General features: G+C 71.2%; 14 protein-coding genes and 1 pseudogene. All 15 read right to left on the reverse strand.

Annotated elements, in window-relative coordinates:
- Positions 1 to 215: flavodoxin-dependent (E)-4-hydroxy-3-methylbut-2-enyl-diphosphate synthase (locus ACWDD7_RS36995; RefSeq protein ID WP_450460631.1), on the reverse strand; the 215-nt coding region annotated here is incomplete at its 3' end.
- 3 nt (positions 216 to 218) lie between these two features.
- The gene (gene hpnH / locus ACWDD7_RS37000) at positions 219 to 1,241 is read right to left on the reverse strand and encodes an adenosyl-hopene transferase HpnH (protein ID WP_351880988.1); all 1,023 of its coding nucleotides are present in this window, start codon (positions 1,239 to 1,241) and stop codon (positions 219 to 221) included.
- A gap of 6 nt (positions 1,242 to 1,247) precedes the next feature.
- Positions 1,248 to 1,889, reverse strand: a complete 642-nt coding sequence (locus ACWDD7_RS37005; RefSeq protein ID WP_351880985.1) for a phosphorylase family protein — start codon at positions 1,887 to 1,889, stop codon at positions 1,248 to 1,250.
- Position 1,890: 1 nt separating this feature from the next.
- Complete coding sequence (shc, locus tag ACWDD7_RS37010) at positions 1,891 to 3,954, reverse strand: squalene--hopene cyclase (protein ID WP_450460632.1); 2,064 nt, start codon at positions 3,952 to 3,954, stop codon at positions 1,891 to 1,893.
- Between the two features lie 116 nt (positions 3,955 to 4,070).
- The gene (locus tag ACWDD7_RS37015) at positions 4,071 to 5,198 is read right to left on the reverse strand and encodes a polyprenyl synthetase family protein (RefSeq protein ID WP_351880979.1); all 1,128 of its coding nucleotides are present in this window, start codon (positions 5,196 to 5,198) and stop codon (positions 4,071 to 4,073) included.
- Entirely contained in the window at positions 5,198 to 6,622 is a 1,425-nt protein-coding gene (gene hpnE / locus ACWDD7_RS37020; RefSeq protein ID WP_392215770.1) for a hydroxysqualene dehydroxylase HpnE, read from the reverse strand. The genes ACWDD7_RS37015 and hpnE overlap by 1 nt, the downstream gene beginning before the upstream one ends.
- Positions 6,619 to 6,747: a DUF6380 family protein gene (locus ACWDD7_RS37025; protein ID WP_351880697.1), complete on the reverse strand. Its 129-nt coding sequence runs from the start codon at positions 6,745 to 6,747 to the stop codon at positions 6,619 to 6,621. The genes hpnE and ACWDD7_RS37025 overlap by 4 nt, the downstream gene beginning before the upstream one ends.
- Entirely contained in the window at positions 6,747 to 7,709 is a 963-nt protein-coding gene (gene hpnD, locus ACWDD7_RS37030; RefSeq protein ID WP_412823017.1) for a presqualene diphosphate synthase HpnD, read from the reverse strand. Before hpnD ends, ACWDD7_RS37025 begins: the two co-directional genes overlap by 1 nt.
- Positions 7,706 to 8,602 carry a squalene synthase HpnC gene (hpnC, locus tag ACWDD7_RS37035; RefSeq protein ID WP_450460633.1) on the reverse strand — a complete coding sequence of 299 codons (897 nt, stop codon included), beginning with the start codon at positions 8,600 to 8,602 and terminating at the stop codon, positions 7,706 to 7,708. The genes hpnD and hpnC overlap by 4 nt, the downstream gene beginning before the upstream one ends.
- A 361-nt stretch (positions 8,603 to 8,963) precedes the next feature.
- Positions 8,964 to 9,776 carry an ABC transporter ATP-binding protein gene (locus ACWDD7_RS37040; protein WP_392215774.1) on the reverse strand — a complete coding sequence of 271 codons (813 nt, stop codon included), beginning with the start codon at positions 9,774 to 9,776 and terminating at the stop codon, positions 8,964 to 8,966.
- Positions 9,769 to 10,698: an ABC transporter permease gene (locus ACWDD7_RS37045; RefSeq protein WP_351880689.1), complete on the reverse strand. Its 930-nt coding sequence runs from the start codon at positions 10,696 to 10,698 to the stop codon at positions 9,769 to 9,771. Before ACWDD7_RS37045 ends, ACWDD7_RS37040 begins: the two co-directional genes overlap by 8 nt.
- A gap of 55 nt (positions 10,699 to 10,753) precedes the next feature.
- Complete coding sequence (locus ACWDD7_RS37050; RefSeq protein ID WP_351880702.1) at positions 10,754 to 11,626, reverse strand: glycosyltransferase family 2 protein; 873 nt, start codon at positions 11,624 to 11,626, stop codon at positions 10,754 to 10,756.
- 8 nt (positions 11,627 to 11,634) lie between these two features.
- Positions 11,635 to 12,414 carry a CDP-alcohol phosphatidyltransferase family protein gene (locus tag ACWDD7_RS37055; RefSeq protein WP_351880686.1) on the reverse strand — a complete coding sequence of 260 codons (780 nt, stop codon included), beginning with the start codon at positions 12,412 to 12,414 and terminating at the stop codon, positions 11,635 to 11,637.
- The gene (locus ACWDD7_RS37060; RefSeq protein WP_351880683.1) at positions 12,392 to 13,453 is read right to left on the reverse strand and encodes an iron-containing alcohol dehydrogenase family protein; all 1,062 of its coding nucleotides are present in this window, start codon (positions 13,451 to 13,453) and stop codon (positions 12,392 to 12,394) included. The genes ACWDD7_RS37055 and ACWDD7_RS37060 overlap by 23 nt, the downstream gene beginning before the upstream one ends.
- Positions 13,441 to 13,821: pseudogene (locus tag ACWDD7_RS37065) on the reverse strand (phosphocholine cytidylyltransferase family protein); the annotation flags it as partial. The gene ACWDD7_RS37060 and the pseudogene ACWDD7_RS37065, both read right to left, overlap by 13 nt.

A 13,821-nucleotide genomic window follows, 5' to 3' on the forward strand; every position in this document is an offset into this window, starting at 1 on the left:
GCGACGCGGACGATCTGGCAGCCGGACGCGGTCAGCTCGGCGATCTGCTGGAGGGTGGCGCCGACGTCCGACGTACGGGTCGTCGTCATCGACTGCACCGACACCGGGGCCCCGCCCCCGACCGCCACCGGCCCGACCTGGATCCGCCGCGACCGCCGCCGCGGGGCCACCTGCCGTGCCGGTACCTCGGGAACGCCCAGGGGTACGGCGGTCACCGCCTACTCCCGGTTTCCCGAGACCGTCTCGCGCATGGCCCGCAGCGACTCCTTCAGGGAGCCCATGGTGGCGAGCACGGCGGTGGGCTCGTAGCCGCAGTGCGCCATGCAGTTGGCGCAGCGCGGGTCCTTGCCGCGGCCGTACTTGTCCCAGTCGGTGTCCTCGACCAGCTCCCGGTACGTCGGCACGTACCCGTCGCTCATCAGGTAGCAGGGACGCTGCCAGCCGAAGAGCGAGTAGTTCGGGATCGCCCACGCGGTGCACGGGAAGTCGACCTTGCCCTCCAGGAAGTCCAGGAAGAGCGGGGAGTGGTTGAGCCGCCACTTCTTGCGGTTGCCGCCGGAGAAGGCCTTCCGGAACAGCTCGCGGGTCTGCTCCACGCCGAGGAAGTGCTCCTGGTCCGGGGCCTTCTCGTAGGCGTAGGCGGGCGAGATCATCATCTCGTCCACCTGGAGGTCGTCGTTGAGGAAGTTGAGCACCTCGACGACGGTCTGCGGGGTGTCGGTGTTGAAGAAGGTGGAGTTGGTGGTCACCCGGAAGCCGCGCCGCTTGGCCTCCTTGATGGCCGCCACCGCCTCGTCGAACACGCCCTCCTTGGCGACGGACTCGTCGTGCCGCTCGCGCAGCCCGTCGATGTGCACCGCGAAGGCGAAGTAGGGCGAAGGCGTGAACTTGTCCATCTTCTTGCGCAGCAGCATCGCGTTGGTGCACAGGAAGACGTACTTCCTCCTGGCCACCAACTGCCGCACGATCTCGTCGATCTGAGGGTGCATCAGGGGCTCGCCACCCGCGATGGAGACCATCGGCGCGCCCGACTCCAGCACCGCGCCCACCGCCTGGGCGACCGGCATGCGCTGCTTGAGCACACCGGCCGGGTGCTGGATCTTGCCGCAGCCCTCGCACTTGAGGTTGCACGCGAACAGGGGTTCCAGCTCCACGATCAGCGGGAACTTGTCCCGCTTGCGGAGCTTCTGTTCGGCCAGGTATGTAGCGACCTTGATGGACTGACGCAACGGCATGGCCATCTGGGCTCACCTCCGGGGGAGCAGCAAAGAACGGTGCCATTCGAAAAAAGCGGGAAGTACGGAACGAAGAACACGGAAGGCCGATATTCCACCGCGCACCGTGCCGATCCGGACGAGTTCGTGTTCGGGTGTGTCCACGACCACCCGCACGGCCGCGACCGGGCGCTCGCCCGCGGCCACGGCGCTGAGCAGGGTGGCCGCGGACTCCATGTCGACCGCGATCGCGCCGGTCGCGCGCAGGGCGGAGCGCTCGGGGCCGCGCACCACATGGTCGGAGCCGGTGAGCGGTCCGGTGTGGACCGCGCGGCCGGGCAGCAGCCGCGCGAGTTCCTTCACCAGCAGTTCGGTGCCGACGCACGGGACGGTCCCGTGCGGGTCCCGGGTCTCCTCGGCGACCACCAGGTCGCCGGGGTGCATGCCGGGGGCGAGGCCGGCGCAGAAACCGGTGGCCACCACCGCGGCCCCGGTGAGCGCCGGCCGGGCCAGTTGCCGGGTGAGGGAGCGCTGCGCCGCCCGCGGCCCCATCCCGGTACGGACGAACGTGACCGGCCCGCCGGCGCCGCCGCGGTCACCCGAGCGCAGGGCGAGGTGCTCGATGCCGAGCGCGCAGGCGATCAGCAGCGGGGCCGGAGCGGGCTGGACGTTCACATCAGCTCCCCTTGGCCTCGGAGAGCGACGACCCGGCGGGCTTGGCCTCCTCCGGCCGCGGCCGGGTGGGCCTGGCCAGCAGCTGCCGCTCGAAGGGATCGCCGTGCAGGTACCGGCCGAGCGCGGTGAGCGGGAACACCTGCCGGTACAGGTGGTAGTTGATGGAGAAGTCCCAGGGGAAGCCGGTGCCGGTGAAGAACGGCTCGTCCCAGGTGCCGTCCTCCCGCTGGGCGGTGACGAGCCACTGGACGCCCCGCTCGACGGCCTTGGAGTCCTTCTCCCCCGCCGCGAGCAGCGCCATCAGCGCCCACGCGGTCTGCGAGGGGGTGGAGGCGCCCCGGCCGCTCCATTCCTTGACGTGCTTGTAGGAGCGCAGGTCCTCGCCCCAGCCGCCGTCGTCGTTCTGGACCGACTCCAGCCAGGCGACCGCCCGCCGGATCGCCGGGTGCGAGCCGGGCAGCCCGGCCGCGGTCAGCGCGGGGACCACCGACCCGGTGCCGTAGATGTAGTTGACGCCCCAGCGGCCGAACCACGCCCCGTTCTGCTCCTGTTCGGCGAGCAGCCAGACGATGCCGCGCCGGGTGCGCGGATCGTGGGCCAGGCCCTCGGCGGCGAGCATCTCCACCACGTGGGCGGTGACGTCCGCGGACGGCGGGTCGATGACCTCGCCGAAGTCGCAGAAGGGCAGCCGGTTGGGGAACGGGCTGGTGTTGTCGACGTCGAAGGCGCCCCACGCGCCGTTCTTCGACTGCATGCCGAGGTTCCAGCGCACCGCGCGCCCGATCGCCCGGTCCACCCGCTCGGGGTCGTGGTGGCGGATCCGGCGCAGCGCGAGGGAGACCTCGGCGGTGTCGTCGATGTCCGGGTAGTTGTCGTTGTGGAACTCGAACGCCCAGCCGCCCGGCGGGAGTTGCGGCCGTTTGACGGCCCAGTCGCCGGGCCGGACGATCTCCTCGCCGAGCAACCAGTCGGCGGCCTTGACCAGTTGCGGATGGTCTGCGGGCAGTCCCGCGTCGACCAGCGCGATGGCCGCGAGGCAGGTGTCCCACACCGGGGACTGGCAGGCCTCGATCATCCGGGCGCCGTCCTCGCGCCACACGGCGAACCGGTCCAACGAGGCCAGTCCCTCGCGCAGTACCGGGTGTTCGAGGTCGTAGCCGAGCAGGTGCAGGGCGATGACCGAGTACACGGCCGGGGGCTGGATGCCGCCCCAGCAGCCGTCGTTCTCCTGCCGCTCGATGATCCAGCGGGCGGCGGCGTTCATCGCGGCCTTGCGCACCCGGCGCGGGACGACCTTGCGCAGCTGCTGCAACGCCTTGTCCAGGCGCTGGAAGGCACCCTCCCATGTGTTCGCCGGGTCGAGGGGCTTGGCCGGGTTGGGATGCGCCGGGTCGGTGTGCAGCTCGTCCAGCGCGAAGGGCGCGGGGCGCACCGGGCGCTTGGCCGAGACGATGGTGAGCGGCACGATCGTCTGCCGGGCCCAGCACCCGAAGTCGTAGATGTTCAGTGGCATCCAGCCCGGGAACCAGATCAGCTCCGGCGGCATCTCCGGCAGGTCCTCCCACTTCCACCAGCCGAACAGGGCGAGCCAGATGCGGGTGAAGACCCGGGAGGCGGCGACGCCGCCGCGCTCGCGGATCCAGGCGGCGGCCCGCGCCATGTGCGGGGCGTCGGGCGTGTCGCCGGCCAGACGCAGGGCGACGTACGCCTCGATGGTGGTGGAAAGTTCGCCGGGCCCGCCCCAGAAGGTGGCCCAGGTGCCGTCCTCGCGCTGCTCGCCGCGGATGAACTTCGCGGCGGCCTGTGTGGTCTTCTCGTCCTGGATGCCGAGGAACTGGCGGAGCAGCAGGTCCTCGGCGTCCATGGTGACGTTGGTCTCCAGGTCGCCCTTCCACCAGCCCTCGGTGTCCTGCCGGGACAGCAGGAAGTCGGTGGCGCGCCGGGCGGCCCGGGCGGCGGCTTCCGGTGCCCCTGCCGCCTCGGGGGTCGTGAGGGTGGTGTCGCTGGCCGCGGCAGCCCGGGACGGCAAGGTGGCCCCGGTGCTTCCGTCGGTCGTCGCTGTCATGGCTTCCCCTTCGTGCAGTCGTGCGAGTCGTGCTGCTGTGGGTCCGCCGTCGGCCGGTGTGCGTCCTGTCGCGACACCGGCCGGCGACTACGCGAGGATTCTTCGACCGATAATGATCATCTCTTTCGTACGACGACGAAGTCGGCGAGCGCCGTGAAGGCGGCCCGCACCCGGTCCGGCATGGTGACCGCGTCGAGGGCGCCGACGGCGATGGTGTGCTGACGGCGCGCTTCCTCGGCCGTCCACTCGCGGCCGCCGGCCTCCTCGATGAGGGCGGCGCGGGCCGCGAACTCCTCTTCCGAGAAGTTCTCGAAGTCGCTGCTCTTGGCGTCCGCGGCGAGGATCTCGCCGAGCCGCTCGGAGGCGGGGCCGCCGGCCGCGAGCGCGGCGACCACGGGCAGCGACTTCTTGCGCTGGCGCAGGTCGCTCCAGGTCTGCTTGCCGGTGGCCTCCGGGTCGCCCCAGATGCCGAGCAGGTCGTCCACGGCCTGGAAGGCGAGGCCGAGGTGGTAGCCGTAGCGCTCCAGCGCGTCGGCGGTGGCGTCGTCGGCGCCGCCGAGGACGGCGCCGATGGAGGAGGCGCAGGCGAGCAGCGCGCCGGTCTTGTTGCCCTCCATCTCCAGGCACTCCTCGACGCTGACGCGGTCGCGGTGCTCGTAGGAGATGTCCTGGGCCTGACCGTCGATCAGGGCGCGGGTGGCGGTGGTCAGCCGGCGGGTGGCCCGGCCGGCCTCGACCGAGCCGAGTTCCAGCAGCACCTCGTTGGCCAGCGCGAACAGGGCGTCGCCGACCAGGATGGCCTGGGCGGGACCGTGCACCTTCCAGACGGTGTCGCGGTGGCGGCGCTGCTCGTCGCCGTCCATCAGGTCGTCGTGCAGCAGCGAGAAGTTGTGGACCAGTTCGACGGCGACGGCACCCGGGACACCGGTCTCGGGCGCGCTGCCGGTGACCTCGGCGGAGAGCACGGCGAGCGCGGGACGCACGGCCTTGCCGCCGTCGCCGGCGGCCGGGTTGCCGGCCGCGTCGATCCAGCCGAAGTGGTAGGCGGCGACGGTGTCCATGGGAGGAGCGAGGCGGTCGACGGCCGCACGCAGGACCGGTGTGGCCAGGGTCCGGCCGCGCTCCAGCAGCGCGGTGACGTCCGCCGCGGTCTCCGTCGAGGCCGGGGGCACAGTGGGCACAGTCTCTCCTCTTGTTGCGGTACCGAAGGTGCGGGGGCCTGCCGCCGGCTGCCGATGGGGCATCAGGCCGCCTCCTCGAAGGCGAAGAGACGGCTCGGGCGGGGCCGGCCCAGGGCGCGGAGCGCGGCGTCGGCCGCGCTCACTCCGCTGCGGACCGCACTCTCCATGGTCGCGGGCCACCCTGTGGCGGTCCACGCTCCGGCCAGGTACAGGCCGGGTGCCTTGGTGCGGGCGCCGGGCCGCAGACGCCCGACGCCGGGGGTGGGCGCGAACGTGGCCGTGCGCTCCCGGGTCACGAAGAAGTCCTCGATCACGGCGCCGCGCGTACCCGGAATGAGCCTCTCCAGCTCCGGGACGTAGCGCGCCCGCAGCTGCGCGACGGGGAGGTCGATGTCGTCCTGCGCGGCCGACTGGGACAGCGCGAGGTACTGGCCCGAGCGCAGTCCGGAGGCGTGGGTGCGGTCGAAGACCCACTGCACGGGGGTGCCGAGGGCGGCGAAGAAGGGCCGCGCGAGCACCTTGCGGTCGTACACCACATGCACGTTGAGGATGGGGGCGGTGCCGATGCCGAGCAGCCGTTCGGGGGCGTCGAGGGCGCCGGGCGGCAGCAGTTCGTACGCCTCGCGCTGGGGTACGGCGAGGACGACGGCGTCGGTTTCGATGCGCTCGCCGGGAACCTCCACGCCCCAGCCGCCGTTCTCCATGGCAGAGACGGAGGTGACGCGTGAACGGACCTCGGTACGCACGCCCGCGGAGTCGAGCGCCCTGCGGGCCAGCCGGTCGTGCAGTTCGCCCAGCGGGACATGGGCCCAGCCGATGTCGGCCGCGCCCGGGTCGGACAGCAGACCGGTCTTGAACACCATCGCGGCGAGCCCCAGTGAGGCGTCGCCCGCGACCGCGTTGAGGGTGGCGACCCCGACCAGGTCCCACAGGGCCTCGATGGCACGCGCCGACTGGCCGTGGTCGGCCAGCCAGCTGCCGAAGTCCTGGGTGTCCAGGGCCGGATCGGCGAGGTCGAGCCCCTTCAGCGCGAGCGCGGCCCGCCCGACGGCGGCGCGCTCGGCGAGCGAGAGGTGCGGATAGGCGGCCAGGCTGCGTCCCAGATGCAGGGGGACGGGCAGCGGGTCGCGCCGCAGCCTGCCGAGCCGTCGGCCCTCGGGCTTGGCGAGGTCCACGACGGGCACGTCCAGGCGGTCCTGCAGCGGTGCCAGCGCCGCGCCCTCGATCCGGTCGAGGAACCAGCGGTAGGCGGTGCAGCAGCGCAGGTACACGTGCTGACCGTTGTCGACGGTCAGTTCGCCGCGCTGGAAGGAGAAGGCGAGGCCGCCCAGCCTGGGCCTGCCTTCGAGCAGGGTGACGCGGACGCCCGCGTCGGCGAGGGCGAGCGCCGCGGTGATGCCGGCGAGGCCGCCGCCGATCACGACGGCGCTGCGTGCCGCGCCTTGCGGGGTGCGCGGGTGCGGTGCGGGGCGTGCGCCGTCGCTCATGGTGCGTCCTTCCGTGCGTGCCGACCGTGCTGGTTGAACGGTGCACGTACGGTCGTCGCAGTCAGGGACGCCACGCCGTGGCGCGGGGTTGCTCGGTGGAAGTCTCCTGGTTCGGTGAGGTCCATCAGGCGCGCCTTCCGACGGGGCGCCCGGCGCCGTGGCGGGTGACCTGCCGGGTGTCGAGGCCGGACAGGCCGCGCACGGCGACGTAGGCCTTCTCGTGTCCGGGCAGCGAGACACGGCCGCGCAGCACGGCCTCGGGGTCGCGCGCGATGCGGTCGAGGAGGCGGCGGTAGATGCCGGCCATGGCGGCCACGCAGGCGCCGCTGCGCCGGTCGAGCATGGGCAGCAGTTGGTAGCCCTCGGCGAAAAGCGCGCGGGCGCGACGGACCTCGAAGTGCACGAGCCCCGCGAAGTCGGAGCCGTCCGGCGGCGTCGGCCCGGCGAACCCGGCCGAGCAGCCGAACTTGGCCAGGTCGTCGGCGGGCAGATAGGTACGACCGCCCTGGGCGTCCTCGCGGACGTCCCTGAGGATGTTGGTGAGCTGGAGCGCGAGGCCGAGCGTGTCGGCGTACTCGGCGGCGCGCTCGGCGCCGCGGGCGCCCGGTTCGGTGCCGAACACGCCGAGCGAGAGGCGTCCGATGGCACCGGCGACACACCGGCAGTAGACCTTCAGGTCGTCCCAGGTCTCGTAGACCTCACCGCGTACGTCCATCTCGACGCCGTCGATCAGCTCGTCCAGGCCGCCGAGCGGGATCGGGAAGGCGTCGGCGGCATGGGTGAGCGCGACGGCCACCGGGTCGGTGTCGTCCTCCTCGACGCCGCCCTCCCGGACCCGGGCGAGCAGGGCCCGGGTGTCCTGGAGCCGTGCCACCTTCACGTCGTCGGCCAGATCGCCGTCACCGATGTCGTCCACGCGCCGCGAGAACGCGTACAGCGCCGACATGGCGCGCCGCTTCGGTGTGGGCAGCAGTCGGATGCCGTACGCGAAGTTACGGGCCTGCTGTCCGGTCACCGTCTCGCAGTAGCGGTAGGCGGCGAGCACCGGTGCGGACACGTGCGACGCAGACTCCACGGTCCGGTTCACCCCTCTCCTCGCAGGATCACGCCCGCCTCGCGCAGCAACTGGACCTTGCCTGGCTTGGGCGGGCCGGGAAGTACGTCGTATTCGGCGGCGGCGATCGCGCGGACCGCCGCCCTTCCCCCCGCCACGAACCCTGCGAGCAGCAACTTCAACCTGCCGTGGACGCTACCCACCAGGGGGGCGCCTTCATTCAGCAGATCGCTGGCGCGTTGCGCTTCGTATGCAACCAGGGCGCGCACCGATGCGCCCGCGGTTTTCGCGGAAAGATCCGGTTCCCGGACGTGGAAGCGCTTCATGTCCTCGGCCGGAAGGTAGATCCGGTCGCGAGCGAGGTCCTCGGCGACGTCCTGGAGGTGTTCCACGATCTGCAACGCGGTGCAGACCGCGTCGGACAGGCGGATGCGCTCGGGAGTCGAGGTGCCGGTCACGGCGAGGACGAGGCGGCCGACGGGGTTGGCGGAGAGTTCGCAGTAGGCGAGGAGGTCGTCGTACGTCTCGTACCGGGAGACGAGCTGGTCCTGGCGGTTGGCGGCGATCAGGCCGAGGAACGGCTCGGGGGTGAGCCCCCGGCGCCGTACGACGGGCTGGAGCCGGCGCAGCAGGGGGTGGTGCGGGGTGGCGTCGAAGACGCGGCGCAGGTCGGTCTCGAAGGCGTCGAGCAGGAGCAGGCGGTCCTCGGAGTCCGTGGCCGACACGCCGAGCAGTTCGGCGTCGGCTCCGCCGGGGGCGAGGTCGCCGTCGCCGATGTCGTCGACCAGGCGGGCGAAGCCGTAGACCGCCATGAGGTCGTCGCGCCAGTCGCGGGGCAGGAAGAAGGGGGCCACGGGGAAGTTCTCACTCGTGGCCTTGTCGAGGGTGGCGCGTTCCAGGTCGGGCGCCGGTGTGGTGGCCGTCATCGGGCGGCGCCCGGGGGAAGGACGGCACATGCTGCGTTGAGCTGGGGAGTTTCCGTAGCCATTGCCGTCACATCTCCCGTTCTACACTGCCGACCCAATACACACTATTTCGGACACGCCGCCCGGTAATTCGCGGGGCGTGACCTGGCGCAGGGTGTCGCACGTTATCGCCCCACTTGCCGCTTTCCGGCACCGGTACAGCTTACGTTGTACAACGCATCGAGGTTCGAGGGGGTGTCCTGCACATCACAACAACACACCGATTGGCGTCAAGATTCCTGACAGCCTTGGGAGTTGACACTTCCTTTGCAGACGCGGGGCCCCGCCGGGAGGTTGCCGGCGGGGCCCTGGCCGAAACAGTTCACTTGCCCGTGAACTTCTCGTACTCCTTGAGCACCTCTTCGGTCGGCCCGTCCATGCGCAGCTCACCGCGCTCCAGCCACAGGACCCGGTTGCAGGTGTCACGGATGGACTTGTTGTTGTGGCTGACCAGAAAGACCGTGCCGGCCTCCTTGCGCAGTTCCCGGATGCGTTCCTCGGAACGCTTCTGGAACTTGCGGTCGCCGGTGGCGAGGGCCTCGTCGATCATGAGGACGTCGTGGTCCTTGGCGGCGGCGATGGAGAAGCGCAGCCGCGCGGCCATTCCGGAGGAGTACGTGCGCATCGGAAGGGTGATGAAGTCGCCCTTCTCGTTGATCCCCGAGAAGTCGACGATCTCCTGGTAGCGCTCCTTGATCTGCTCGCGCGACATGCCCATGGCGAGGCCGCCCAGGATGACGTTGCGCTCGCCGGTCAGGTCGTTCATCAGCGCCGCGTTCACGCCCAGCAGCGAGGGCTGGCCGTCGGTGTAGACCCTGCCCTTCTCCGCGGGCAGCAGGCCGGCGATGGCGCGCAGCAGGGTGGACTTGCCGGAACCGTTGGAACCGATCAGACCGATGGCCTCGCCCCGGTAGGAGACGAAGGAGACCCCGCGCACGGCGTGCACCTTGCGCACGCCCCGCTCCTCGCCCCGCCTGAGGATGCGGCTGAGGGCGGCGGTCGCGCTGCCCTTGCCGGTCTTGGCGCCGTTGACCCGGTAGACGATGTGCAGGTCGTCCGCGATGACCGTCGGGCGGCGCTCGCCGTTGCCCGCGGTGTCCTGCCGGACGACGTGCTCCGCGTTCTGCTCAGCCACGGCCGTACCGCTCCTCCGCCTTCCAGAAGTACACGAAGCCGCCCGCGAAGACCGCCACGGCCCAGAACACCGCGATCGCCCACACGTGCGGGGGCAGGTTCGAGGCGCCGTAGCCGTCGATCAGCGCGAAGCGCATCAGGTCCATGTAGATCGCGGCCGGGTTGACCTGGAGCAGCCGAACGGCCCACTCCGGGCGGTCCGCCATCATCTTGCTGATGGAGAACATCACGCCCGAGGTGTACATCCAGGTGCGCAGCACGAAGGGCATCAGCTGGGCCATGTCCGGCGTCTTGGCGCCCATGCGGGCCACGATCAGCGCGAGACCGGTGTTGAACAGGAACTGGAGCACCAGCACCGGCACGATCAGCAGCCAGGACATGCCGGGGTAGCTGCCGAAGCCGATCGCCACGACGAACAGCACGATCATCGAGAACAGCAGCTGCTGGAGCTGCTGGAGCGAGAAGGAGATGGGCAGCGAGGCGCGCGGGAAGTGCAGGGCGCGCACGAGGCCCAGGTTCCCGGAGATGGCGCGCACGCCCGACATGACCGAGCTCTGCGTGAAGGTGAACACGAACACGCCGGTGACCAGGAACGGGATGTACACGTCGTGGGACATGCCCCGGCTGGCGTGCAGGATGATGCCGAAGATGAAGTAGTACACGGCCGCGTTCAGCAGCGGGGTGGCGACCTGCCACAGCTGGCCGAGCTTGGCCTGGCTGTACTGCGCCGTCAGCTTCGCCTGCGAGAAGGCGAGGATGAAGTGGCGCCGGCTCCACAGCTGACGGACGTACTCCACCAGCGAGGGGCGGGCGCCGCTGACGGCGAGCCCGTACCTGGCGGCCAGCTCGGCCGGCGTCAGCCCCTCGTCGGGCGACGGTATCGCGCTCACCGCGACACCGCCGTCATGCGTTGTGTGACTCACGAGTAAGAACCCGGACTCTCTCGGTAAGAAGCTTGCTGTTCAGGTAAGAAGCTTCTCAGATGACCGGAGGACGGCCCAGCCGGGTGAGCCGCCAGACCGTGCGCCAGCGCATCGGACGACGCGGGCCGCAGGGCGTCGTCCAGCCCTCCTTGAAGCCGCCGAACCAGGCCGCGAGGGCCGGGCGCGAGGGCCGGCGCGCCAGCGTGAGCAGCAGCCAGACACCCAGGTACACGGGGACCAGCAGGGCGGGCAGGTTGCGCCGGGCGAGCCAGACGCGGTTGCGGGCCACCATGCGGTGGTAGACGGCGTGCCGCGAGGGCGCGGTCGTCGGGTGGTACAGCACCATGTCGGAGCGGTAGTCGATCAGCCAGCCGGCGTCCAGCGCCCGCCAGGCCAGATCGGTCTCCTCATGGGCGTAGAAGAACTCGTCCGGCAGCCCGCCGACCTCGGCGAACACCCGGGTGCGCACGGCGTTGGCGCCGCCCAGGAAGGTGGTGACCCGTGAGGAGCGCATCGGGTCGGAGGCGCGCAGCCGGGGCACATGGCGGCGCTGGGTCTCGCCCGTCTCGGGGTCGGCGATGCGGAAGCTGACGATGCCCAGCTCCGGATCGGCCGCGAAGGCCTCGCGGCACAGCTCGGCGGTGTCGTGCCGGGCGAGCAGGCCGTCATCGTCCAGGAAGAGCAGGATGTCGACATCCCGCCCGCCGGGGCCGAAGGCCTCTATGCCGACGTTGCGGCCGCCCGGGATGCCCAGGTTCTCCGGCAGCTCGACGGTGCGCACGCCCTCGGGGACGTCGGGCACCGGCGAGCCGTTGCCGACGACGACCACCTCGACCGGGTCGCCGTCCTGCTCGGCGACCGAGTCCAGCAGGGCGCGCAGTTCCTCGGGCCGGTTGCCCATGGTGATGATGACGGCGCCGACCCGCATGGCCGCGCTCACTTCAGCCTGCTGGAGGCGAGGATGGACACCAGGTGCAGCAGGGTCTGCAGCAGGGCGATGCCGGCCAGGACGGCGGTGCCGAGCCGGGTGAAGAACAGGTCGCCGTGGATCTGGTCGGCGACAGCGAGGACCACGATCAGCAGCGAGGCCTCGATGCCGAGGATGAGCCGGTGGAACTTGAGCGCCGAGGCGGCGCGGCGGGCCAGCGCCATGCCGGAGGAACGGGGCTCGGCGGCGGCCTCCTGCACCGGCGGCCTGCCCGTCTGGTGCCGGGCGACGCCGACCAGGTCGGTCTCCGCCTTGATCAGGATCGCGCCGAGCGCGGCCAGGGTGCCGAGGAAGGCCCACAGCCAGTCGATACGGCCGGGGCCCCACAGGTCGGCGGCGCGCAGCCCGAGGCCGACCAGCACGGCCGCGTCGGTCAGATAGGCGCCGACACGGTCCAGGTAGACACCGGCGAGGGAGTACTGCTTGCGCCAGCGGGCGATCTCGCCGTCGACGCAGTCCAGCAGCAGGTACAGCTGGGTGGCGACCACGCCGAGGATCGCGCCCACGATCCCCGGCACCAGCAGGGCCGGGGCCGCGAGCACACCGCAGACGGTCATCAGGTACGTGAGCTGGTTGGGCGTGACCCTGGTGTTCACCAGGTAGCGGTCGATGCGCAGGGAGACCTCACGCATGTAGAGGCGTCCCGCCCAGTGCTCACCGCTGCGCCGGTCCTTCACCCCTGCGGGGTGGACGACCGGACGGAGTTCAGCTACCGATGGCCTTGACATAGTCGGCGTAGATGTCCTTGATCTGGTTCGGCTTGAGGTCGAGGTGTTCGAGGATGGTGTAGCGGCCGGGCCGGGTCTCCGGGGCGAACTCCACGGCGCGGACGAACTCGTCCACGGTGAAGCCGATCTCCTCCGGCAGCACCGGGAGCCCGTGCCGGCGCAGCACCTGAGCCGTGTGCGCGGCCTCCTCGTGGGCACCGCGCAGATACATGGCGAAGGCCGCGCCGAGGCCGCACTGCTCGCCATGGGCGGCCGCGCGCTTCGGGAACAGCAGGTCGAAGGCGTGGTTGATCTCGTGGCAGGAGCCGGAGGACGGCCGGGAGTCGCCGGAGATCGACATCGAGATGCCGCTGAGGACCAGCGCCTCGGCGAGCACCTGGAGGAAGCCGTTGTCGCCGATGCCGCCCGGGTGCCTGAGGACCGCCTCGCCGGCCTGGCGGGCCATGGCCGCGGCAAGACCGTCGATCTTCTCGCCGTTGACCCGGTGGGACAGCTCCCAGTCCGCGATCGCGTTGATGTTGGAGATGGCGTCGCCGATGCCGGCCCGGACGAAGCGGGCCGGGGCCTCGCGGATGATGTCCAGGTCGATGACGACCGCGATCGGGTTGGGCACGCCGTAGGAACCGCGGCCCGCGTCGTTGTCGAGCGTGGCGACGGGCGAGCACAGACCGTCGTGCGCGAGGTTCGTGGGCACGGCGACCAGGGGCAGGCCGATGCGGGCGGCGGCGAACTTGGCGCAGTCGATGATCTTGCCGCCGCCGAGTCCGACCACGGCGTCGTAGTGGCCGGACTTCATCTCGCCGGCCAGCCGGACGGCGTCGTCCAGGGTGCCGCCGCCCACCTCGTACCAGGACGCGCCGGGCAGCGAGGGGGCGAGGCGCTCGCGCAGCTGGGCGCCGGAGCCGCCGCTGACGGCGACGGCGAGCCGGCCCGACTGGGAGATGCGCTCGTCGGCGAGGACACCGGCCAGGTCGTCCAGGGCACCCGGGCGGATGTCCACGACGACCGGCGACGGGATCAGCCGGGTCAGTAGCGGCACGCGATCTCCCGTCCCTTGGCCAGATCGTCGTGGTTGTCGATCTCGACCCAGTCGACGTCGCCGATCGGCGCCACGTCGATCCGGAAGCCGCGGTCGACCAGCTCCTGGTAGCCGTGCTCGTAGAACTGCTGCGGGTCGGTCTCCCAGACCGTCTTCAGCGCGTCGGCCAGTTCGAGCGCGGCGTCGCTCTCGATCAGGGTCACGCCGATGTACTCGCCGGTCGCCTCGGCCGGGTCCATCAGCTTGGTGATCTTCGTCATGCCCTTGGCCGGGTCGACGACGACCTTCATCTCCTCGTCCGCCAGGGACTTCACGGTGTCCAGCGCGAGGATGATCTTCTTGCCGTCGCCGCGGGCGGCCAGCAGCGT

It is taken from the genome of Streptomyces sp. NPDC001056, from assembly GCF_053598955.1.

Coding starts and splice junctions, on each gene's coding strand:
- hpnC (WP_450460633.1), bottom strand. CDS start 8,602: ATGACGGCCACCACACCGGCGCCCGACCTGGAACGCGCCACCCTCGAC.
- ACWDD7_RS37025 (WP_351880697.1), bottom strand. CDS start 6,747: ATGGACCTCACCGAACCAGGAGACTTCCACCGAGCAACCCCGCGCCAC.
- ACWDD7_RS37050 (WP_351880702.1), bottom strand. CDS start 11,626: ATGCGGGTCGGCGCCGTCATCATCACCATGGGCAACCGGCCCGAGGAA.
- hpnE (WP_392215770.1), bottom strand. CDS start 6,622: ATGAGCGACGGCGCACGCCCCGCACCGCACCCGCGCACCCCGCAAGGC.
- ACWDD7_RS37015 (WP_351880979.1), bottom strand. CDS start 5,198: ATGCCCCATCGGCAGCCGGCGGCAGGCCCCCGCACCTTCGGTACCGCA.
- shc (WP_450460632.1), bottom strand. CDS start 3,954: ATGACAGCGACGACCGACGGAAGCACCGGGGCCACCTTGCCGTCCCGG.
- hpnH (WP_351880988.1), bottom strand. CDS start 1,241: ATGGCCATGCCGTTGCGTCAGTCCATCAAGGTCGCTACATACCTGGCC.
- ACWDD7_RS37055 (WP_351880686.1), bottom strand. CDS start 12,414: ATGTCAAGGCCATCGGTAGCTGAACTCCGTCCGGTCGTCCACCCCGCA.